24 protein-coding genes are annotated in these 22,630 nt (G+C 32.4%); 8 read left to right on the top strand and 16 right to left on the bottom strand.

The window, feature by feature from the left end; translation table 11 throughout:
- Positions 1-114 precede the first annotated feature (114 nt).
- From IU405_RS07025 to IU405_RS07010, 4 genes are all read left to right on the top strand, one after another.
- Complete coding sequence (locus IU405_RS07025; RefSeq protein WP_197437900.1) at positions 115-1,059, top strand: NAD-dependent epimerase/dehydratase family protein; 945 nt, start codon at positions 115-117, stop codon at positions 1,057-1,059.
- A gap of 124 nt (positions 1,060-1,183) precedes the next feature.
- On the top strand, positions 1,184-1,789 hold the full coding sequence (locus IU405_RS07020) for a thioredoxin family protein (protein WP_197437899.1): 606 nt from the start codon (positions 1,184-1,186) through the stop codon (positions 1,787-1,789).
- 92 nt (positions 1,790-1,881) lie between these two features.
- Positions 1,882-2,364, top strand: a complete 483-nt coding sequence (locus tag IU405_RS07015; protein WP_197437898.1) for an ABC transporter ATPase — start codon at positions 1,882-1,884, stop codon at positions 2,362-2,364.
- Positions 2,365-2,368: 4 nt separating this feature from the next.
- Entirely contained in the window at positions 2,369-3,295 is a 927-nt protein-coding gene (locus IU405_RS07010; RefSeq protein ID WP_197437897.1) for an ABC transporter ATP-binding protein, read from the top strand.
- Here the strand turns inward: IU405_RS07010 and IU405_RS07005 are convergent.
- The 14 genes from IU405_RS07005 to gdhA all read right to left on the bottom strand — a co-directional run bounded on the left by IU405_RS07005 (position 3,273) and on the right by gdhA (position 15,364).
- Entirely contained in the window at positions 3,273-3,725 is a 453-nt protein-coding gene (locus IU405_RS07005) for a 3-oxoacyl-ACP synthase (protein ID WP_197437896.1), read from the bottom strand. The genes IU405_RS07010 and IU405_RS07005 overlap by 23 nt on opposite strands.
- A gap of 1 nt (position 3,726) precedes the next feature.
- The gene (locus tag IU405_RS07000; protein ID WP_197437895.1) at positions 3,727-4,275 is read right to left on the bottom strand and encodes a 4'-phosphopantetheinyl transferase superfamily protein; all 549 of its coding nucleotides are present in this window, start codon (positions 4,273-4,275) and stop codon (positions 3,727-3,729) included.
- A complete protein-coding gene (locus IU405_RS06995) occupies positions 4,272-4,526 on the bottom strand; it encodes an acyl carrier protein (RefSeq protein ID WP_197437894.1) in 255 nt (84 codons plus the stop codon). Before IU405_RS06995 ends, IU405_RS07000 begins: the two co-directional genes overlap by 4 nt.
- Entirely contained in the window at positions 4,523-5,803 is a 1,281-nt protein-coding gene (locus IU405_RS06990) for a beta-ketoacyl-[acyl-carrier-protein] synthase family protein (protein ID WP_197437893.1), read from the bottom strand. The genes IU405_RS06995 and IU405_RS06990 overlap by 4 nt, the downstream gene beginning before the upstream one ends.
- A gap of 17 nt (positions 5,804-5,820) precedes the next feature.
- A complete protein-coding gene (locus IU405_RS06985) occupies positions 5,821-6,282 on the bottom strand; it encodes a 3-hydroxyacyl-ACP dehydratase FabZ family protein (protein WP_197437892.1) in 462 nt (153 codons plus the stop codon).
- A gap of 53 nt (positions 6,283-6,335) precedes the next feature.
- Complete coding sequence (locus IU405_RS06980) at positions 6,336-6,902, bottom strand: transposase (protein ID WP_197437891.1); 567 nt, start codon at positions 6,900-6,902, stop codon at positions 6,336-6,338.
- 83 nt (positions 6,903-6,985) lie between these two features.
- Entirely contained in the window at positions 6,986-7,783 is a 798-nt protein-coding gene (locus IU405_RS06975; protein ID WP_197437890.1) for an SDR family oxidoreductase, read from the bottom strand.
- A gap of 53 nt (positions 7,784-7,836) precedes the next feature.
- On the bottom strand, positions 7,837-8,889 hold the full coding sequence (locus IU405_RS06970; RefSeq protein ID WP_197437889.1) for a type III polyketide synthase: 1,053 nt from the start codon (positions 8,887-8,889) through the stop codon (positions 7,837-7,839).
- Between the two features lies 1 nt (position 8,890).
- The gene (locus tag IU405_RS06965; protein ID WP_197437888.1) at positions 8,891-9,601 is read right to left on the bottom strand and encodes a methyltransferase domain-containing protein; all 711 of its coding nucleotides are present in this window, start codon (positions 9,599-9,601) and stop codon (positions 8,891-8,893) included.
- Positions 9,602-9,603: 2 nt separating this feature from the next.
- On the bottom strand, positions 9,604-10,737 hold the full coding sequence (locus IU405_RS06960; protein WP_197437887.1) for an NAD(P)/FAD-dependent oxidoreductase: 1,134 nt from the start codon (positions 10,735-10,737) through the stop codon (positions 9,604-9,606).
- Entirely contained in the window at positions 10,734-11,861 is a 1,128-nt protein-coding gene (locus IU405_RS06955) for an NAD(P)/FAD-dependent oxidoreductase (RefSeq protein WP_197437886.1), read from the bottom strand. Before IU405_RS06955 ends, IU405_RS06960 begins: the two co-directional genes overlap by 4 nt.
- 135 nt (positions 11,862-11,996) lie before the next feature.
- Positions 11,997-13,079, bottom strand: a complete 1,083-nt coding sequence (gene dinB / locus IU405_RS06950) for a DNA polymerase IV (RefSeq protein ID WP_197437885.1) — start codon at positions 13,077-13,079, stop codon at positions 11,997-11,999.
- A gap of 33 nt (positions 13,080-13,112) precedes the next feature.
- Complete coding sequence (locus tag IU405_RS06945; protein ID WP_197437884.1) at positions 13,113-13,955, bottom strand: alpha/beta hydrolase family protein; 843 nt, start codon at positions 13,953-13,955, stop codon at positions 13,113-13,115.
- A gap of 65 nt (positions 13,956-14,020) precedes the next feature.
- Positions 14,021-15,364: an NADP-specific glutamate dehydrogenase gene (gene gdhA, locus IU405_RS06940; protein ID WP_197437883.1), complete on the bottom strand. Its 1,344-nt coding sequence runs from the start codon at positions 15,362-15,364 to the stop codon at positions 14,021-14,023.
- 208 nt (positions 15,365-15,572) lie between these two features.
- Here gdhA and pheS point away from each other — a divergent pair, with 208 nt between their 5' ends.
- Together pheS and IU405_RS06930 are read left to right on the top strand one after the other, a co-directional pair.
- Positions 15,573-16,607, top strand: coding sequence for a phenylalanine--tRNA ligase subunit alpha (pheS, locus tag IU405_RS06935; RefSeq protein WP_197437882.1), 1,035 nt, complete (start codon positions 15,573-15,575; stop codon positions 16,605-16,607).
- 114 nt (positions 16,608-16,721) lie between these two features.
- Positions 16,722-17,114 carry a hypothetical protein gene (locus IU405_RS06930; protein WP_197437881.1) on the top strand — a complete coding sequence of 131 codons (393 nt, stop codon included), beginning with the start codon at positions 16,722-16,724 and terminating at the stop codon, positions 17,112-17,114.
- A gap of 92 nt (positions 17,115-17,206) precedes the next feature.
- Here the strand turns inward: IU405_RS06930 and IU405_RS06925 are convergent, their stop codons facing one another.
- Positions 17,207-18,682 carry a Na+/H+ antiporter NhaC family protein gene (locus IU405_RS06925; protein ID WP_197437880.1) on the bottom strand — a complete coding sequence of 492 codons (1,476 nt, stop codon included), beginning with the start codon at positions 18,680-18,682 and terminating at the stop codon, positions 17,207-17,209.
- An 87-nt stretch (positions 18,683-18,769) separates the two neighbouring features.
- Here IU405_RS06925 and glpK point away from each other — a divergent pair, with 87 nt between their 5' ends.
- Complete coding sequence (gene glpK, locus IU405_RS06920; RefSeq protein ID WP_197437879.1) at positions 18,770-20,254, top strand: glycerol kinase GlpK; 1,485 nt, start codon at positions 18,770-18,772, stop codon at positions 20,252-20,254.
- Between the two features lie 25 nt (positions 20,255-20,279).
- Positions 20,280-21,926: a glycerol-3-phosphate dehydrogenase/oxidase gene (locus tag IU405_RS06915; RefSeq protein WP_197438021.1), complete on the top strand. Its 1,647-nt coding sequence runs from the start codon at positions 20,280-20,282 to the stop codon at positions 21,924-21,926.
- Here IU405_RS06915 and IU405_RS06910 read toward each other — a convergent pair.
- Positions 21,923-22,627: a TIGR04283 family arsenosugar biosynthesis glycosyltransferase gene (locus tag IU405_RS06910; protein WP_197437878.1), complete on the bottom strand. Its 705-nt coding sequence runs from the start codon at positions 22,625-22,627 to the stop codon at positions 21,923-21,925. The two genes, IU405_RS06915 and IU405_RS06910, sit on opposite strands and share 4 nt — an antisense overlap.
- Positions 22,628-22,630: the final 3 nt, after the last annotated feature.

The raw sequence follows: 22,630 nt of genomic DNA, 5'->3' as shown, positions 1-22,630 counted from the left end.
GTATGGCAAAATTCATAAAACAATTTTCATTAGTAAATAATTATTTTAGCCCTATATAATTACGAATAATAAAATTAAGTACCTTTGTTTTGTCAAATTATTGATTTTATTTCAATGGATAAACGAATATTGGTTTTAGGAGCAAGTGGTCAAATAGGCACTGAATTGACTCAAAAATTACGAGAATTGTATGGCAACTCAAATGTGGTTGCTTCAGATATAAAATTGGGTACTTTTGAAATGATGGATGCTGGTCCTTTCGAAATTATTGATGCCACTGATAAGGAAACTATTTTGTCAGTAATCAAAAAATACCAAATAAATCAAGTGTATTTATTGGCTGCAATGTTGTCTGCAACTGCTGAAAAATTTCCACAAAAAGCTTGGAATTTAAACATGAATTCTTTGTTAGCTGTCTTAGAATTGGCAAAAGAAAAACACATTCAGCAAGTATATTGGCCAAGTTCAATCGCTGTTTTTGGACCCACAACGCCCAAAAATAATACGCCTCAAAAAACCATTATGGAACCTACAACAGTGTATGGAATCAGCAAATTAGCAGGCGAATTTTGGTGTAATTATTATCACGAAAAATTTGGTGTTGACGTGCGAAGTTTGCGTTATCCAGGCATTATTTCTTGGAAAACAAAACCAGGAGGAGGCACCACAGATTATGCTGTTGACGTCTATTTTAAAGCGGTTGAAGAAAAAATATTCACCTGTTTTTTAAGCGAAAACACTCGTTTACCAATGATGTATATGGAAGATGCTGTGAATGCAACCATTCAATTAATGGAAGCAAATCCTGCAACTATTAAAATAAGAACAAGTTATAATTTAGCTGCAATTGATTTTACTCCAAAAGAAATTGCAGCTGAAATTAGAAAGCAAATTCCCGATTTTACGATTGATTATGCACCAGATTCTAGGCAACAAATTGCTGATAGTTGGCCATCATCTATTGACGATTCTGAAGCTAGAAATGATTGGAATTGGAAACATGAATTTGATTTGAAGCGAATGACTTTGGAAATGCTAAACAACCTAGAAAAAAAGTAGTCAGCTAATTCGTGTAAGAAATAGGATTTATTTCGTCTATAATGCTGTTTGATTTTGTTGAATTGTAACAAGGGTTACTTTCAGCAATTTTTATAAAAAGTATCTTTGTGTAAAATTATACATCATGAAAAATATTCTCGAAAACGCTCTTAAAAATTCCATTTCATATCAAGATTACAGACTTTTAATGCAGCAATTATTAGCCGAAGGAAAATCAACGGGACCAAATCAATCTGAAGAATTGACAAATTATAGTTTGCTGAACGAAAGTAGAATGAAACGTTTGGATAAAACCATAAAAATTTCGGACGAAATTGCTTCAGAAATTCAAAAAATAGAAGAAACTCAAACTTGGTTAGTCATTACTGAAAGTTGGTGTGGAGATGCAGCTCAAAATTTACCAGTGATTCATAAAATGGCTGAATTGAATGAAAAAATCCAATTAAAATTGGTGTTGAGAGATGAAAATTTAGCTTTGATGGATGTATTTTTGACTAATAATAGTCGTTCAATTCCAAAATTAATCATCCTTGATTCCGATCTAAATGTCATCAATACTTGGGGTCCAAGACCTTCAATTGCTACAAAAATGGTGATTGACTATAAGGAAAAAAACGGCAGTTTAGATGCCGCTTTTAAGCAAGATTTGCAAGTTTGGTATAACAAAGACAAAGGAGAAAATCTGCAGAATGATTTGATTGAATTGTTGCAAACTGCTGCTGTAAATTAAAATTTTCTTTCAAAAAATATCCTAAAAACCGCAAATTTGAAATCATTTTTGCGGTTTTTCTTTGTGTATATTTGCATTTCAAGAACAATGATATGTTTGTAGATTATGACTCCATTTCGGAAGATGCTAAAGTTTGGATATATCCTTCAAGCCGAAAATTTTATGATACCGAAATTGAAGAAATTGAAAATAAAATCAAGAATTTTGTGGAAAATTGGAAATCTGAGGACGAAAATTTCAAAGTTTCTTACCAATTTTTATACAAAAGATTCGTCATTTTTTTTGCTGATGACGAACTTTCACCCGTTTCAAATCTAGATATTGATGTGATGGTTTCATTTATTTTGGAACTTCAATCTGACTACGAAGTTACACTTTTAGACAAAATGAACGTGTGTTTTAAACAAGGTGAATTTGTGCAATATAAGGAACTGAAAGAGTTAAAAACCTTATTAAAAAACAAAGCTGTTACTGAAAAAACAATCGTTTTTGACAACTTAATCACGAACAAATTCGACTTCGAAAATTATTGGGAAATTCCGATGGAAGAAAGTTGGTACAATCGATTTCTGTAAATTTATGCTACAAGTTCACAAGCTGTCTTTTGGATATTCTAAAGAGAATTTGGTGTTAAACAACTTCAATTTCACACTGAAAAAAGGAGAACATTTGTGTGTAATGGGTGAAAGTGGTTGTGGAAAATCTACCTTATTAAAACTCATTTATGGTTTGCTTGATGCCAATGAAGGAAGCATTTTTTGGGATGAAAAACAAGTTTTAGGACCTGCTTTTCATTTGGTTCCTGGAATGGATTTTTTCAAATATGTTGCCCAAGATTTTGATTTGATGCCTTATACTTCTGTTGCTGAAAACATCAGCAAATTTCTATCCCGATTTTACCCTGAAGAAAGTGAAAAACGCACCAATGAATTGCTTGAAGTAATTGAAATGACCAATTTCAAAAACACCAAAGTCAAAAATTTAAGTGGAGGTCAAAAACAACGAGTTGCGATTGCTAGAGCGCTTGCCAATGAACCAGAATTGTTGTTGTTGGATGAACCTTTTGGGCAAATTGATAATTTCAAAAAAAATAGTTTGCGCCGAAATTTATTTCGATATTTAAAAGAAAAAAACATTGCTTGCATTGTGGCTACTCATGATAAAAATGACGCGCTTTCTTTTGCAGATTCTTTATTAGTGATTCAAAATCAAGAGATGATAGCATTTCATAATCCTAAAGAAATCTTTAAAAATCCTTCAAAAAAATACATTGCTGCGTTGTTTGATGACGTAAATGAAATTAATTTTAATCAAAAAAAATCACTTTTTTTTCCGCATCAAATAACAAAAGTGGAACATTCTGAGTTTAAAGCAACTGTTTTACGTAGCTATTTCAAAGGCAATTTTTGGTTGATTGAAGCTGAATTTGAACATCAAAAAATCTTTTTCAATCATGCATTTGAACTTGAAAAAGGACTTGAAATCACACTATCTTTTGAATTTTGACAGTGTTTCCGAGAAACACAAATTGTTCATTTTCTTGTTTTCCTAACAACAATTTTCCAATGGGCGAAGACGTTGAAATGGCATAGAAAACTTCATTATTTACAACTATTTTTCCAGCAGAAATACTCAAAAAATAAGTGTCTTTTTGGGTAAAAACCAAACTTCCTAAATGCACTTTTTTTGAATTTTTTGAGATATCAATTGTCTCTAAAACTGCATTCATTTGGTTGATTCCTATCAATTGCTGACTTGTTTTTTCCATTTCCAATTGCAGCATTGCGCGTCCAGTTTCGTGTTTATCCCCAGCTGAACTTTTGGTTTCTGATTGCAAATCATTTTCATAGGAATGCAAGGTTTCTTGAACCGTTTTAAATCGATTTTCAACAAATTTTCTGCACGTTTCTAACAATTCGTTTTTGATATTCTTCATTTTATAAAACTACAAATGCCCCAAATTTCCCATGATGAGAAATGGAAATAGAAAGCGCTAATTTTTTTTCATTTTGATACAAAAACGGAATCCCAAATTCATTTTTTTGAATCGTAACTTTTTGAAGAAATGTTGAAAGGATTTGTTGTTGAACGAATTGAGTTTGATTGGCATTCTCATCCATCAAAAATAATTCTGAAGCATAGATTTTAGAATCTTCTTTTTTCGCTATTGTATGAATAAAAAAAGTTGAATTTTCAGAATTTGAAAAATATTGTTGATTCTCAACAGAAACAATTCCTGTGTTTTTGGAAATCATTGTACAAACAAATTTTTTCGGAGCAAAAAATCGCTTTTGAAACTCTTGGGTATAACATTTATAAGCAGCTTCTTTCATGCTCCAAAAAAGCCAAACTTGCAAAAAAGGATTTTCTGATGAAAGAATTTCAGCGATTTCAGTATCCGTAAATTGTTTTTCTAAAAACCCTTTTCTTTGCCAACTACTTTGACTTTTTGCCAACTGCAAATCAATCAAATCATTGCCTATCATTTGTTGGCTAATTTGTCTTCAATAATGTCAATTGCCGCTTTTACAGAAAGCATTTTTTCCATAGAATCGTTGTCAATTTCGATGTCAAATTCGTCTTCGATGTCTAAAATAACATCAACCAAATTGGCAGAATTGATTTTCAAATCCTTGATGAAATCAGTGTCTTCCGTTAAATTTGCAAACGCTATTTCATCCTGAATATAGGGTTTTACAATTGTTTTTAATTTTGAAATTAAGTCGTCATTTTTCATAATTCGTCAATATATTTTTTAAAGATAACACAAGCATTTACATCACCAAAACCAAAACTTGCTTTTGCAACAATATTTATGTCTTTGGAAATCATTTTTGTCGGAATTTTATTTGTTGAAATCATCGCTGAAATGGCAGGATGAACATCTTCGCAATTGATATTTGGAAACAAAAATTGGTGTTTTATTTGCAAAACTGCAGCTACACTTTCAATGGCTCCAGAAGCTGCCAAACAGTGGCCAATCATCGATTTTAAAGAATTGATATATGGAAAATTAGCGCCATTTCTTTGCAGTGCTTTTGTCCAATTTTCAATTTCTAAATCGTCTTTTGAAGTTGCTGTTAAATGTCCATTTATAGCATCAATTTCTTCAGAAGAAATGCCTGCATCTTTCATGGCATCCACAATACATTTTTGAACAGCACTTGCATTTGGCGCAGTTAATGAACCTCCATTTCTTTGACCTCCAGCATTTATATTTCCTCCTAAAACTTCTGCATAAATGGTTGCTTTTCTTTCAAGAGCGCTTTCTAAAGACTCTAAAACCAACGCTCCTGCTCCACTTCCAGGAACAAAACCTGCTGCAGATTCGCTCATAGGTCTTGAGCCTTTTTCGGGAAAATCATTGTGTTTGTACGTCATCACTCTCATGGCATCAAATCCGCCCCAAGTATATAAACTGCTGTCACTTGAACTGCCAACCAACATTCGTTTTGCTTTGCCATTTTGAATGCGTTCAAAACCCATTAACAATGCTTCAGTGCCTGTGGTACATGCAGAAGAATTTGTAGTAACTTGATTTCCAAGCCCTAAAATTCCTCCTAAATACGCAGAAATGCCACTTGACATGGTTTGAACTACTGAAGTACTTCCTAATTTTTTTACTTGATTTTCATCAATTTTATAAATTGCTTCTCGTAATTTTTCAATCCCAGAGTTGCCCGTTCCAAAAATAATTCCTGAATCTGAGTCTAATTCAGATGTTTCATCTACCAAAAATCCTGCGTCTTTCCAAGCATCAATTCCAGCCATACAACCATACAAAATAGAACTACTTTGAAAACCTCTCAATTGCAAAGGCGTTAAATATGCTGCAATTTTTTCGTCAGAAATAGTTGGAATTCCTCCAATACAACATGAAAATCCTTTGTCTTTTAGTGCTTGATGAAATTGAATTCCTGATGTTCCAGTTTGAATTGCTTTTGTAAAATTCTCTAATCCAACACCATTTGGGGCAACAACTCCTAAACCTGTAATAACGACTCTATTTTTCATTTTCTAGACACTGATTTTCAATGATTTATTTCCTTTGAAAAAAATGGACTTATCATTCCAGCAATGGTTCCTCTGCAAACCAATTCGTTTTTCTCATTAAACATTTTCACATGGCATTTCAATTTATGAAATCTAAAATAGATTTTTTCTGAGATAACGCTTACTTTTTCTGATGGATACACAGGCAAAAAGAAATCTATTTCACTGGAAGTTAATGCAATTTGAGGTTTTTTATCTGATGACATTTCATTTTTTAATAGATAAATTCCCAAACAAACAACGCCAATTTGTGCCATTGTTTCAGTTAAAATCACGCCTGGTGTAATTGGATTTTCTTTAAAATGTCCTTCATAAAAAAATTCGTTTTCAGTAAATGTATAACTTCCTGTAACCCCATTTTCTGAAATTTCGGTCAATTCATCAACGAACAAAAATGGTTTTTTGTAGGGTAAAAGAGATATAATTTGTTTTAATAACATTTATTTTTAATAGGTTTTACACACCTCACAGGTTTTAAAAACCTGTGAGGTGTTTACGATAACTCTAAAGTTAATTTATCTAAAATTTTTAATTGCTTTTCTTCGTGATAATATTTAAAATTTGATATGTCACCAAACAAATTGATGATATATTCTCTATACAAACTTGATGATTTAGTAGAAAAATATGACTTATAGGATGAATAATTGTAAACTTTAAAATCATCAACAAATTCATGATGAGTTGGGTTTAAATGGATATAAACAACTAGATTTCTTAAATATTCTTCATTCTCAATTTTTATTCTAGAAAATCGATCTTTAAACAAACTTCCTGTTCTATCATATTTTTTATTAATACTTTTTGAATATGAGTTAAATAAATTAGAAAATGACTGGGAAATTTTCTTTGACTCAATCGATTCTTTTGTTTTTACTAACAAATGAAAATGATTTTTTAAAAGACAATATGCAAGAATTTCACAAACAGGAGTTATGTGCTTTTTAACCAACCCTATAAAATAAATATAATTATCATTTTCAAGAAAAATATTCTCTTTATTGTTTCCACAATTATAGATATGATAAAAAGAATCTTCTAAAAGCACTTCATATTTCATTATTTTTCTTTTTTTTTCACTTCACAGGTTTTAAAAACCTGTGAAGTGGGTATTTAATATATATTTGATCATTGACATATTTTTCACTGTAAACTTTCTCCACCATCAACCTTGATAATGGTTCCATTAATCCAAGAAGCTTCATTTTTGCATAATAAATAAACCACATTTGCAATATCTTCTGGAGTCGTTAATCGTTGAAATGGATTTCTTCTCAATGTGTGATTTTTAATGTCATCACTGTTTGAAATCATCTGTAAAGATTGCGTATCTGTAACCCCAGCTTGAATGCAATTGGCTCTAATTCCGAATTTTGCAAAGTCTAAAGCAATATTTCTTGTAATGGCTTCTAACGTAACTTTTGCAGCAGAAACAGCCCCATAATCTTGCCACGGTTTTGAATTTCCTTCACTAGTAAAACTGATGATTCTTGCGTCTTCTGCAAACATTTTTTGTTGAAAAACTTCTTGAAACCAATCATACAAACTAATTGCCATAGCATTGATGGTGAGTTGAAAATCTTCATTTTGCAAAATCGGTTTGTCAGCAGCAATCATCGGTTTTAAATTGCCTTTTGCAATCGAATGCACTAACGTTTTAATTTTTCCTTTTTCGCCTAATTTTTGGTTGATTTCGATAATAATCTGACTTCTTTTTTCAGGATGTAAGGCATCAAAATTAAAGGATAAAAACGCTGTTTTATGAGTTTGAATTTCATTAAAATGTGCTTCAATTTCAGGCATTTGTGAACGTAAATTTCTATGAATCACACAGATATTCATGCCTTGTTCAGCCAGTTTTTTGGCAGTTGCCAAACCCAAACCACTAGAACCTCCTAAAATGATTGCCCATTCATTTTTGCCTTGAAAATCTTTATTCATATTCTTATCTATTTATAAGATGCTGAAACTAGTTCAGCATGACAAAAAATTTGTTACCATTGTAATAAAATTCGTTGTGCCGAAAATCCAGGACCAAAGCTCAACATCAATCCTGTGTCTCCTTTTTTAGGGTTTTGATCCATAAAACGCTCTAAAACATAGAGCACAGTGGCGCTTGACATATTTCCGTATAAACGTAAAACTTCTTTTGTATCATCAATATTTTTACCCAAAACACCAAATAAATCTTCCACAGTTTGCACGATTTTTTTTCCTCCAGGATGAAAAATCAAAAAATCAATATCTTGAATTTTCAACTGATTTTTTTCTAAAAACGGATGAATAATTGCAGGAAAATGATCCGAAATTTTTTGAGGAACTTCTTTGTCTAAAATCATTTGTAAGCCTGAATTTACCAAATTAAAACCCATCATATGAATGGCATCATAAAAATGATACATTGCTTCGTCCACAATTTCTGGACCTTCATCTTCTGGATAAGAAGATAAAATAACGCTTGCTGCACCATCTCCAAAAATAGCGGCACTTACAATATTTGCCATCGAAAAATCATCCAACTGAAACGTGGCTGTTGGTGCTTCAACCGAAATCACAACTGCTCTTTTATTGGGATTTGCTTTCAGAAAATTCTTAGCATAAATTATCCCTGAAACGCCAGCTGCACAGCCCATTTCTGTTACTGGCAAACGCACAATATCTTGTTTTAATTGCAAAGAATTGATCAAATAAGCATCCAAAGAGGGAATCATAATTCCTGTGCAACTTACAGTAATGATGTAATCAATATCAGTAGGTTGTAGGTTTGCTTTTTGCAAAGATTTTATAAAAGCTTGCTCTCCCAATTTGATAACTTCGCGTTTGTAAATGTTGTTTTTATCTTCAAAAGAAGTGGCTGTGAAAACCTCTTCAGGACTCATAATTGAAAACCGTTTGTCAACACCTGCACCTTCAAAAAGTTTGATGACTTTTCGTTGAAAACGAGGTTCTTGATCTTGCATCCAAAGTTCAACAAAAGGAATAATATCTTTTGTTTCTTTAGAATATTGAGGCAATTGTTTTGCAACTGCTGTTATTTTTACTGCCATTTTATTTTTTAATTATCCACAAATATCGGAAAGCCCATTTCCATTTGATGAATGGTTTTACATTTATTTGAGTTGAAATATTTTCTAAATCTTTTTGTTTAAATCCTCTTAAAACAGATGTTAACCCATCTTCAATAATCATATTATTTTTGATGAAAATTGACAACATCATAAATAAATAATATGCCAATTTGTGTCTGTGCAAATCGTTTACAACAATCCCTGTTTTCGAGTTTTGCAGCGTGTTTTTTAAAAATGAAATTAACAAATCTTCTTTAAAATGATGTAAAAACAAGGTTGCTAACACAATATCAAAATGCTGATTTTTGAAATTTTCCGAAAAAATATCTTCTGTTCGAAAACTAATTTCAGGAAAATCAATAGACAATTCTTGTGCATATTTTATGGCTTCAGGATTTGCGTCAACACCAATTAATTGGAACTGAAATTGGGCTTTTCTTCCAAATTTTGCCACATCTCTCAGAATATCTCCATGACCACAACCAATATCAATAATGGTGATTTTATCTTCTTTTGAATGATTTTTCAACAAGATTTTCAATCCATTCAAAGTTACTTTATTTCCTCCTAACCAACGATTTATGTTTTCTAGTTTATCCAAAGTATCTCTTAACAAATCACCTCCAATCGAAAAATCGTCCATTAATTCTTCTTTGTCTGTTCTAAATTTTGTGTTGATAAAAAAGTCCATTACTATTTTATTGGTTTTCCATGCGTTTGTTTGATAATAATAGGCAATAAAAAAGGAAGTTTGCCCAAAATTTGCAATAAAAAATTCGCAATTTTATCTTGTCTAAACAACATCGCAATAAAATGACCCGCTTTTAATCTCCATTTGAACTGACGATTCCATTGTGAAAGATACTCGTTTTCTAATGCTTTTCTTGTCGAAATTTTCCCTTCTAAGTAATTTAGAATGAGTTTAGATGCAATTTGTGCTGATTGAATTGCCATACTCATCCCATTTCCACACAAAGGATGAATCATTCCTGCTGCATCTCCACACATGATGATGTGATTTTCGACCAACGTTTTTGATTCAAATGAAATTTGACTGATGGTCAGAGGCTCATCAAAAAGTGATGTTGAGTTTTTGAATATATCTTTTAAATAGGTATTTTTAAACACCACATTTTCCTGAAAATCCTCAATATTTTTATGTTTTTTGAACGATGAAAAATTGGTGATATAACACAAATTAATCTCGTTATTTTCCACTTTTGAAACGCCACAATAACCACCTTTAAAATTATGAAGTGCCACTAAATCATGTGGAAAATTCCCTTTTACATGAATTTTTACCCCCAAATAAGGTGATTTTTTCTGGATAAAATCACGTTGCAAAGCAACATCTAAAAAAGAACGTTTGCCAAATGCACCAATCACAATTTTTGAAGTAAGGTGTTGATTTTCTTTGGTTTCCACTTCAAATATATCATTTGTAAACTGAATATTAGTAACCAAATCTTTCAGTATAATCACCCCATTTTGAATGGCTTTTTGAAGCAATTCAAAATCTAATTTGTAACGAGAAATTCCAAAACCACCTAAAGGCAATTTTGCAGAAATCAATTGATTATTGGTGGTTGACAACTGAAATTTATCAATTTTTACGGCGCCAAAATCAAAAGGATTGAAATCTAAAAAAGCCAAATAAGGCAACACTTCATTAGAAATATATTCGCCACAAACTTTGTGTTTTGGATACTCATTTTTTTCAATCAGCAACACTTTTTTATTGAACTTAGACAAATGAATGGCATTGCACAAACCAGCCAAACCACCACCAACAATAATGACATCGAAATGTGTGTTTTGTGTTTTCATTTTTTTGTCAATTCTGCCAATTCTTTACCCACCAAACTTCCAATAGCAACTCCCATTCCACCCAAACGAACTCCGCAAAAAACGTGATTTGAAACCTGTTTTACAATGGCTTTTTTCTGCCCAGACAAATTTCTAGAGCCTAAACCCATAATTCCACTCCATCTGTGTTCAATTTCAAAAGGAATCGTTGGTAAAATAATTTCTTGAAGCATTTTTTCTAATTCATTTTGAATGATGGAAGTTTGTCCAAATTCCGAAGTTTGTTCGGTAGTAAAATCGAGATTTCTACCACCACCAAATAAAATCCGATCATCAATATTTCTAAAATAAAAATACCCTTTATCCAAATGAAAAGTTCCTTTGATATGCAAGTTTTTAATCGGTTTCGTAATCAACACTTGTGCTCTTGCAGGTTGCACATTTTCATTGATGAATTGATTGGCAAAACCATTGGTTGCAATGAATAATTTTTTAGTGTAAAAGTCTAATTTGTTGGTTTTTATATGTATTGTAGTCTCTTTTTCTACAAATGATTCTACAGCAATACTATTGATAATTTTAATGTCTTTTTGTTGCACTTTTTGCAACAATTTTGCAGCCATTTTTCCAGTGTCAATTTGACCTTCGAAATTATTGACAATATACTTTGGAACCACTTTTTGGAAAGAAAATTGGTTTTCAGAAATTGTAAAAACATCATCTTTAAAAATAGGATGCAATAATTGATTAATTGCTTCTTTTTGTTGCAAACATTCTTCGAAAATTTCTTTTTCTTTGAACAATTCAAAACCTTTATTTGGCTGAAAATCGATGTTTTTATCGCCCAAAGTAGCGCGTAATAATTGCAATCCTTCCCAACGTTTTTTTACCAATTGAAAAACCTCTTCTTCAGTGTGAGATTGCAAATCATCTAAAATTTCGGACAAACTCCCAAAACAAGCAAATCCTGCATTTTTAGTACTTGCTCCTTGAGGTAGCATGCCTTTTTCTAAAATAATTATTGTAGCTTTTGGATGCATTTTTTTCAATTGCAAGGCACAATTTAAGCCCACAATTCCACTACCAACAATCGTAAAATCGATGTTGGAAAACCATTCTTTTAACTCCCAATAGCTTAAATTCATGAGTTATTTTTTTTGGACACTAATTTCACCAATTATCTCGAATTTTTAGAAGCAATCACCATTTATTTAATGTCCTTTTTTAAAATTTATAAGAAGTTACTTGCAATAATTCTTGAATTCGTGGCAAAATCATCATTAAAAATCAAATTTCAATTGCACCCAAATTGGTGTTTTTTTCTCGGAATTTAAATTTGCAAAAGAAATGCCTAACAAACGAACTGAATTTTTCAATTTTTCTTGATACAACAATTCTTTCACTATTGGAAAAAATTCTTTTTTCTGTTGGATGAACTCATCAATGGTTTTACTTCTGGTTTGCAATGTAAAATCAGAATATTTGATTTTTAGCGTCACTGTTTTTCCTTTAGTATCACTTTTTTTCATCCTTTTTTCCAATTCATCAGCAATTTTTTCTAACTTTTGAATCATAAAAATTTCCGAAGAAATGTTTTCAAAAAAAGTGGTTTCTGCACCTACAGATTTCCGAATTCTGTCAGGCTTTACCTCGCTATTATGAATTCCTCGAACAATATTGTAATAATGTGCTCCAGATTTCCCAAACAAATTTGCCAATTCTTCCAATGATTTTTGTTTTAAATCATTGCCAGTAAAAATCCCTAAATTATACATTTTTGAAGCGGTAACTTTGCCAACTCCATAAAATTGATTGACGGGCAAATTTTCCAAAAAAGAGATTACTTCTTCAGGATTGATGGTTTTTTGTCCATTAGGTTTGTTGATATCCGAAGCAACTTTTGCAATGAATTTATTGATAGAAATTCCTGCAGAGGCTGTCAAATTCAATTCGTTAAAAATCCGATTTCTGATTTCTTTCGCAATCAAACTTGCTGACGGATTTCCAACTTTATTTTCGGTAACATCCAAATACGCTTCGTCTAAAGAAAGTGGCTCCACCAAATCCGTATAATCATAAAAAATTTCTCTAATTTGATGAGAAATCTCTTTATATCTCGAAAAATTCGGCTTTACAAAAATTAAATCAGGACATTTTTGTTTCGCTAAAACACCACTCATAGCAGATTTAACGCCAAATTTTCGCGCTTCATAACTTGCTGCTGCAACAACACCTCTTGCTTCACTTCCGCCAACAGCAATTGGTTTTCCCTTCAAATCAGGATTGTCTAATTGTTCAACAGATGCAAAAAAGGCATCCATGTCAACGTGAATAATTTTACGAAAAGGAGGTCGCAATTCCATGTTTCTAAAGTACGGAAATCCTTAGAATTTATCTCATGCTTTTAAAAATTCTATACACTTTTCAATTGCTTCAAGAAACTCATCTGAAACCACACTTTTTTCCCAAGGATGAAACACATTGAACACATGATCTGCGTTTTTAATCACAGTAAACGTTGCATTTGGATTCCATTTATAAAGGTTTTTTGCTTCTTCAATAGAAACAACATTGTCCTGATCTCCATGAATAATTAAATGCGGAATTTGTATGCTTTCTGTTGCTTTTTGAATATTCAAGCGTTCTTTATTTCTGATAAAATCTTCATAAAATTGATAAAAATGGGGCATTTTTTGTTTGGTTCTTTCATTTAAAACATATTTTACTCCTTCTTTTTTCCATTCTTCTAAATCACCAATTGTGGCTGTTCTTTTACTAAAATCAGAAACTCCAGCCAACGTAATTACTTTTTGAATTCTTGTATCCTCATTGGATTTTAAAAGAACAATCCCTCCAGCTCTACTGTGACCAATCAAAGAAATTTCATCAGTTTTTGCTTCATATTTAAAATCTTGATTTGTGGAAATCCAATCTATAACTTTTTCTAAATCATCCAATTCTTTGGTATAATTGTTATTCCCAAAGGCTTCTAAATCGGGAAAATCAATTGGATTTTGAACAGTTCCTCCATTGTGAGAAAAATTAAATTTCAGAAAGAAAAAGTCTGAATTTGCAAAAGTTTCCGCCATTAAATTCCAAGCGCCCCAATCTTTAAAGCCTTTGTAACCGTGACAAAAAATAACGATTGGTTTTGGTTGGCTGTTTTCATTAAAAAAAACATCAACCAAAATAGGTTTTTCACAGCTTCCAGTAATAATTTGATTTTTGATCATTTTCATGTTATAAAAATAAAAAAAGCACACCAAAATTGATGTGCTTTCTTGATTTAATATGAAAAATGATGTTAAATAATTCCTTGCGCTAACATGGCATCTGCAACTTTCACAAAACCAGCAATATTTGCTCCTCTAACATAATCAATGGATGCATCTTCATTTTGACCATATTGCACGCAAGAATTATGGATATTTTCCATAATTTCTTTCAAACGCTCATCCACTTCTTTTCTTGACCAGCTCAATCGTAATGAATTTTGACTCATTTCCAATCCAGAAGTTGCAACACCACCAGCATTTGACGCTTTTCCTGGCGCAAATAAAATTTTTGCATGTTGAAATTCGTGCATCGCTTCAGGAGTTGAAGGCATATTTGCACCTTCAGAAACACACATACAACCGTTTTTAATAAGCATTTTTGCATCATCACCATTCAATTCGTTTTGAGTAGCACAAGGCAAAGCAATATCACAAGCAACTTCCCAAGGAGTTTGGTTTTTTACAAATTTTGCTGAAGGATATGCATCTAGAAAATCACTAATTCTTCCTCGTTTTACATTTTTGATATGCATTACATGTTTCAATTGCTCTGTAGAAAAACCATTTTCAACGTGAATATAACCACTTGAATCAGAAAGTGTTAAAACTTTTGCGCCTAATTCAATGGCTTTTTCTGCTGCGAATTGAGCCACATTTCCTGAACCAGAAATCACTACTTTTTTTCCAGAGAACGATTCGTTTTTACGCTGTAACATGTTTTGTGCAAAATACACTGTTCCATAACCTGTTGCTTCTGGTCTGATTAATGAACCTCCCCAAGATTGTCCTTTTCCTGTTAAAACTCCTGTAAATTCGTTGTTTAGTTTTTTATACATTCCAAACATAAAACCAATTTCTCTTGCGCCAACTCCAATATCTCCTGCAGGAACATCCGTATTTGGACCAATGTGTCTGAATAATTCAGTCATAAATGCATGGCAAAAACGCATGATTTCATTGTCTGATTTTCCTTTTGGATCAAAATCAGAACCTCCTTTTCCACCACCCATTGGCAATGTGGTCAAGGAATTTTTAAATACTTGTTCAAAAGCTAAAAACTTTAAAATACTAGCATTTACTGTTGGGTGAAAACGTAAACCTCCTTTATAAGGGCCAATTGCAGAATTCATTTGAATTCTATAGCCTCTATTTACTTGAATTTCACCACTATCATCAACCCATGAAACTCTGAAAGAAATCAATCTTTCTGGCTCTACCATTCTTAATAAAATATTTTTTCCGTTATAAATTTCGTGTTGAATGATATAAGGGATTACAGTTTCTGCCACTTCTCTTACAGCCTGTAAAAATTCAGGTTCATGACTGTTGCGTTTTTCAACGAGCTCCATAAACCCATCTATTTTGGATTTCATACTTTCTTCCATATTTTTTTATGATATTAATAAAATTTTCGTGCCACAAAGATATGAATTTTTCAATATCGCAAAATTAAAAAATTGTGAATATTTTCGTTTTAACCCCAATTTTCAATCGATTTCGTTGTGTGATTTAGAAAGCTAAAAAAATCATCCGAAAAACTCTTTAAAATACTGTAAATTTGCAATCTAATTTTCGCACAAAATGTTAGACAAAGTAAAAGAATTGATTGTTGAAGTGAGTCATTTTAACGCCTCAACAAAAGAGGAATTAGAAACTTTCAGAATTAAATATTTAGGAAGTAAAGGACTATTAAAAGACTTATTTGCTGAATTTAAAAATGTGGATGCTGATTTGCGTAAAGATTTTGGGCAAGCATTGAATACATTGAAAAAAACTGCTGAAGAAAAAGTACTTGAAATAGCAACTTCTTTAGAAAATTCCACTGAGGAAAAGTCAATTTACGGCGATTTAACTAGACCTGCAGAACCCATTGAACTAGGATCTCGTCATCCAATATCCATTGTTAAAAATCAAATTATTGAAGTTTTTAACAGGATTGGTTTTACTGTTTCTGAAGGACCAGAAATTGAGGATGATTGGCACAATTTTACCGCATTAAATTTGCCAGAATATCATCCTGCAAGAGACATGCAAGATACTTTTTTTATAGAACAAGCTGGAGGAAAATTCAATTCAGATCTATTATTGCGAACTCATACGTCTTCAGTACAAGTGCGTTATATGGAAAAAAATCAGCCTCCAATTAGAACCATTTCTCCTGGAAGAGTTTTTAGAAATGAAGATATTTCTGCGAGAGCACATTGTATTTTTCATCAAGTGGAAGGTTTGTATATAGATACAAATGTTTCGTTTGCTGATTTGAAACAAACACTTTTGTACTTTACCAAAGAGATGTTTGGAAAATCAAAAATACGTTTGAGACCTTCTTATTTTCCGTTTACAGAACCGAGTGCTGAAGTGGATATTTATTGGGGATTAGAAACTGAAATTGACTACAGAATCACCAAAGGAACTGGTTGGTTAGAAATTATGGGTTGTGGAATGGTGGATCCTAATGTGTTGAAAAACTGCAATATAGACCCCACAAAATACTCTGGTTACGCTTTTGGAATGGGTATAGAACGCATTGCCATGTTGTTATATCAAATTCCTGATATCAGAATGTTTTATGAAAATGACAAGCGTTTTTTAGAGCAGTTTAAGTCTATTATTTAGAGTGGCAAAGTAGCAAAGAAACAAAGTGGCAAAGGTTTGAAAATTTAAATTTCTTCTTGCACAAACGCTCACTTTGAACCTTTGCAACTATGTAACTCTGAACCATTGATCAAAATGAAAAAAGACATTCACATTCCTGAAGTTTCTGATATAGCAATTGCCGTTGTTTTTGAATACAATGATATTTACAAAACTGATGATTGGAATGTGTATATCATTAATAAAAAATCGGTTGATTTAGAATTGGTTGTAATTGTCTCACAAGGATTTTCTGATGTAAAAACCACTTCTTTATTTCGTAAAAAATTGGATGTTTTGCCCGCAAATTCCTTTGCAAAAATTGAATTGATTCAACCAGAATTATTCAAACTAAACAATCGTTTTCAAGTTACTTTTTTTGAAGGAAATACCTTGTTTGAAAAAACCTTTGTTTTTAAAGAAAATACCATAAAAGAGGGTGCTTTACGTATGATTCCTGAATTGGGAAAACGTGGAATTTTAGCTTAATTTTAAACGCAAAGAGCGCAAAGTTTCTTCGCAAAGTTCAGTAAGATTAACTTTGCGCTCTTTCCGAAAACTCTGTGTCTTTGCGTTTAGAATCATCCAAAAAACCCAATAATCAAATATAAAATTGTGGTGATAATTCCCCCAATAATTGCATACGGTAATTGGGTTTTTACATGATCAATATGATCACTAGCTGAAGCCATAGAGGAAATTATGGTTGTATCTGAAATTGGCGAACAATGGTCTCCAAAAATCCCTCCTCCTAAAGTTGCTGCAACTATAATCGTTACATCAGCTCCATGAATCGTTGCCATTGGAATAGAAATTGCCAACATAATTGCAAAAGTTCCCCACGAAGTTCCTGTAGAAAATGCAATAAACGAACTAATTACAAAAACTACTGCTGGCAACAATTCTGCTGATAACCAGCCTTTTGTGGCATTCGCAACATACATTCCTGTTTCTAATTCCTTACAAGCATCACCAATAGCAAACGCTAATAACATCAATAAAGCCAAGGGCATTAATTCACTAATTCCTTTTAATGTTAGCGTTATTGCTTCTTTAGGTTTTAAAATTCCTTGAATAAAATACATCAAAATTGCCACTAAAATTGCGGTAATAACAGCATATAAAACAGAGGAAGAACCTGACCCTTCACCAATGGCTTGTGACACATGATTTAAGAAAGAATTGGATTCTTTTACAGCATTCCAACCTGTAAAAATTAGATTGATGGGCATCATTAAAACCATCACCAAAAGTGGCACAACCATATTATACGCTTTTGCCTCTATTCCTTCTTTTGGCGGAAATGATGTCACCTCATCAGAAACCATTGGCGTGGAATTTTCATTTAGTATAGCTCCTGTTTCCAGCGTTCTTTTCTCGGCTTTTTTCATTAATCCAATATCTTTTTTGGATAAAATCACTACAAAAACAATCACAATCGCTAATAATGGATAAAAATTATATTTGATAGATGCCATCATCATAGAAAATGGTTTGTCAATTCCTTGTGTCAACAACAATCCCATAATAAAGGCACCCCAAGCATTAAAAGGAATCAGAATTGAGGAAGGTGCAGAACTTGAATCGGCAATATATGCTAATTTCTCTCTCGGAATTTTTAATCGATCAAAAATTGGACGATACAATGTTCCTACAGTTAAGGAACTGATACTGGTTTCAACAAACAATAAAATTCCTGTAAACATCGCCAAAATCTGAACCATAATTCTCGCAAATCCTGATTTTTTTGCTTCTAATGTTACTAATTTCTTATTCAAATAATTGACAAATCCTTCTACTCCTTTTGAATATTGAATGAAAATCAGCAAAGCACCCACCAAAGCACTAAACATGATTGTTCTGGTATTTCCTTTCGATTGAAACACATCAACCATGGCTTCAATCATGGCAATTGTTCCATCAAGTGGATTCCAACCTTTGATAATCAGCCATGAAAACCAAATTCCAAATAGCAAAGCAATATACACTTGCTTAGTTCTTAAAGCCAAAATAATAGCAACAACAGGAGGTATTACTGACAGAAATCCATAATCCATAGAAATGATTTTAATTTTCGGAAAGGTACTAATTTATCCATATTATTTCGGGTAATTTTGTAAATTGCTATTTGTATTTGCAGTTTTATGGCACAAAAATATATTTTAGCTTTAGACCAAGGAACCACGAGTTCGCGTTCGGTTTTGGTGGACGAAAAAGGGAAGATTGTTGCGATTGCTCAAGAGGAATTTGAACAAATTTATCCAGCATCTGGTTGGGTTGAGCATGACCCTTTTGTGATTTTAGAAACGCAACTTTCAACCTTGCAAAAAGTAATAGAAATAGCAAATATTACTGCGGATAAAATTGTAGGAATTGGCATCACCAATCAACGAGAAACTACTGTTATTTGGGATAAAAATTCGGGGAAACCCATTTATAACGCCATTGTTTGGCAAGACAAAAGAACAGCTGAAATTTGTGAAGATTTAAATAAAAGAGGTTTAGAAAATCATGTAAAACAAACCACAGGTTTGGTCATTGACGCCTATTTTTCAGCTACCAAAATTCATTGGATTTTAGAAAATGTTCCCAATGCAAAACAAGAAGCTCAAAAAGGAAATTTACTTTTTGGAACTATTGATTCGTGGATATTATGGAATTTGACCGATAAAAAAGTGCATGCAACCGATTATAGCAATGCTTCAAGAACGATGTTGTTTGATATCAACAAATTGTGTTGGGACGAAACGCTTTTAAAAGCATTGAATATTGATCAAAAAATGCTTCCAAAAGTAAAGCCATCTTCTTTTCATTTTGGTGATTTTATATTGAATGGAACAAAAATTCCGATTGCAGGAATTGCCGGAGATCAACAAGCTGCCTTGTTTGGACAAGCGTGTTTCAAAAAAGGAAATGCCAAAAACACGTATGGAACTGGCTGTTTTTTATTGATGAATACTGGAAAAAAACCACAGTTTTCAAAAAATGGCTTGTTAACAACGATTGCTTGGGGAATCAATAATAAAGTGTATTATGCTTTAGAAGGAAGCGTTTTTGTAGCTGGAGCAGCCATTCAATGGTTGAGAGATGGTTTAGAAATTATAAAATCTGCTGAAGAAAGTGAGTTTTTCGCACAAAATGTAGGTGATGAAAATCCTGTGATTGTAGTGCCTGCATTTGCAGGTTTAGGCGCTCCTTATTGGGACATGTATGCAAGAGGTGCTATTTTTGGTTTGACCAGAGATACAGGCAAAAATCATTTGATCAAAGCAACTTTACAATCTTTGGCGTATCAAACAAAAGATGTGTTGATTGCCATGCAAGAAGATGCTGGAATTCCACTAAAATCATTGAAAGTTGATGGTGGAGCAAGTGCCAATAATTTGCTGATGCAGTTTCAAGCAGATATTTTAAATACGGTTGTTGAGCGTCCAAAAATTACAGAGACAACTGTTATGGGCGCTGCCTATTTAGCGGGAATTTGTGTGGGTTTGTGGCAACAAAATGAGTTGACAATTCATCGTGAAATTGATGTTGAATTCATCCCAAAATTCACTTCAGAAAAAAGAGAACATTTGTATAAAAATTGGTTAAAAGCGATTGAACGCACTAAAAATTGGATTGATTAATTTAACGAAAAATCTAAAAAAAGCTATGAAAAACTTCTCCTTTTTCCAGAGAAATCAACTCATTTCTGATTTCAAAAACACGGAATTTGATCTCTTAATAATTGGTGGTGGAATTACAGGCGCTGGCATTGCTTTAGATGCAGCTTCGCGCGGAATGAAAGTTGCTTTGATAGAAAAAAACGATTTTGCTTCAGGAACGTCAAGCAAATCAACAAAACTAATTCACGGTGGTTTACGCTATTTGAAACAATTCGATTTTTGGTTGGTAAAAGAAGTAGGCACAGAACGCGCTATTGTGCATAAATTAGCACCACATTTGGTGGTTCCTGAAAAAATGATTTTACCCTTGATTGAAGGTGGCACTTATGGTTCTTGGTTGACTTCTGTTGGTCTAAAAGTATATGATATTTTGGCATCTGTAGAAGGTGAAGACAAACGCAAAATGCTATCTAAAAAAGAAGCTTTAGAAAAAGAACCTTTGTTGCCAGAAAGCATTTTAAATGCTGCAGGTTTTTATGCAGAATATAGAACTGATGATGCGCGTTTAACGATTGAAATCCTAAAAACGGCTTTCAATTATAAAGCAAAAATGCTAAATTATGTAGCTGCAAACGATTTTATTTATGAAGAAAATAGGGTTGTTGGCGCAAAAGTTTTGGATGCTATTTCAGGAGAATATTTTCAGATAAAATCTAAATATGTTGTCAATGCTGCAGGACCTTGGGTGGATGAATTGCGTCAGATAAATCATTCGAAAATTGGCAAACGTTTACATCTCACCAAAGGCGTTCATTTGGTGGTTCCTTTCGAAAAATTACCCGTAAAACAAGCTGTTTATTTTGACATTCCTGATGGAAGAATGATGTTCGCCATTCCAAGAGGAAAAGTGACCTATTTTGGAACTACAGATACCAATTATCAAGAAGATAAAGACGCTGTAAACACAAACATTGTTGACGCAACTTATTTAATATCAGCCGTTAACAATATGTTTCCTAAGATACATATTACTTTAGATGATATTCAATCTTCTTGGGCAGGTTTGCGACCTTTGATTCATGAAGAAGGAAAATCTGCCTCAGAATTGTCAAGAAAAGATGAAATTTTTGTATCTGAAACGGAACTTATTTCTATTGCAGGAGGCAAATTAACTGGCTATAGAAAAATGGCGGAACGAATTGTTGATTTGGTTGCCAAAAAATATGAAAAGCGTTTTGATAAAAAATTCGATGCTATAAAAACAGAAAATATCACACTTTGTGGAGAAACTTTCAAAAATATAGAAGAAGTAAAAAGCTATTCAGATGCCATTTACAATCGAATCAATGAGGTTGACTTTTCTCAAAAAGATGCTGAATATTTAGTGCACAATTATGGAAAACAAACGGATGTTATTCTGAAAAAGTTTGATGAATTCACTGATGAAAACCAAGAAGAAAAATTGATAAAAGCAGAAGTTTGGTTTTCCATCAATTATGAAATGGCTTGCAATCCAACAGATTTTTTTATGAGAAGAACAGGAAGAGTATTTTTTGATATGCCCAGCGTGATTTTATATAAAAATCTTGTTGTAGAGCTTTTTAAAGAACAGTTTCTTTGGGATGAAAAAACCACTGAAATGCATGAATCTGAATTGGAACATCAATTAAAAATGGTAACAAATTTTGTTTAAACCTGTTCTCTCAACAAGCTTTTATAAGTTTTCCTCAATTTTGTTGGATGCACTCCAAATTTGTATTTTAAAAAAACATAACCATTAATTAAATTCACTTTTAGCCAAGAATTTTGATCATATTTTCGGGCACTAACTGTCGCTTTTGATTGGATAATTGTATAGGGAATTTTCATTTTACGCACTTTGTCAATCATTTCAAAATCTTCCATAATACAATATCCCTCATTATATCCATTGAGTTTTTCGAAAGTTTCTTTGGTGAAAAATTGACATTGATCTCCTCCACCAGCAAAAATTCCATCGTTTTTAGTGAATGAACTATTCAGGTTTAATAATCGAGTTTCTTTATCAAACTTATAGGCAAAAAATCCGGCTTTGAATCCATTTTTAATGGCATTGGTTACTTCCTCATAAAAATTATTTGGCAAGCAAACATCTGCATGTAAAAAAAGTAAAACATCACCTATTGCCTGTTTTGCGCCGAAATTCATTTGTGCAGCTCTGCCTTTTTGAGGACTGTTTATAAAACGTATATTTGAAAAATTTTCACAAACTTTTGGAGTTTCATCAAACGATTCTGGAGAATTGGAAACAATAATTTCTATGGAAAATTTGTTAGCTTGTTCGCATAAAAACGACAACCTTTTTACAAGGTTTTCTTGCTCATTATAAACCGGAATAATTACAGAAATTCTCATGCT

This window comes from Polaribacter sp. BAL334 (genome assembly GCF_015767435.1).
GTDB lineage: Bacteria > Bacteroidota > Bacteroidia > Flavobacteriales > Flavobacteriaceae > Polaribacter.
Note: the sequence above shows the minus strand (reverse complement) of the source record. Positions and strands in the feature narration are given on the sequence as shown.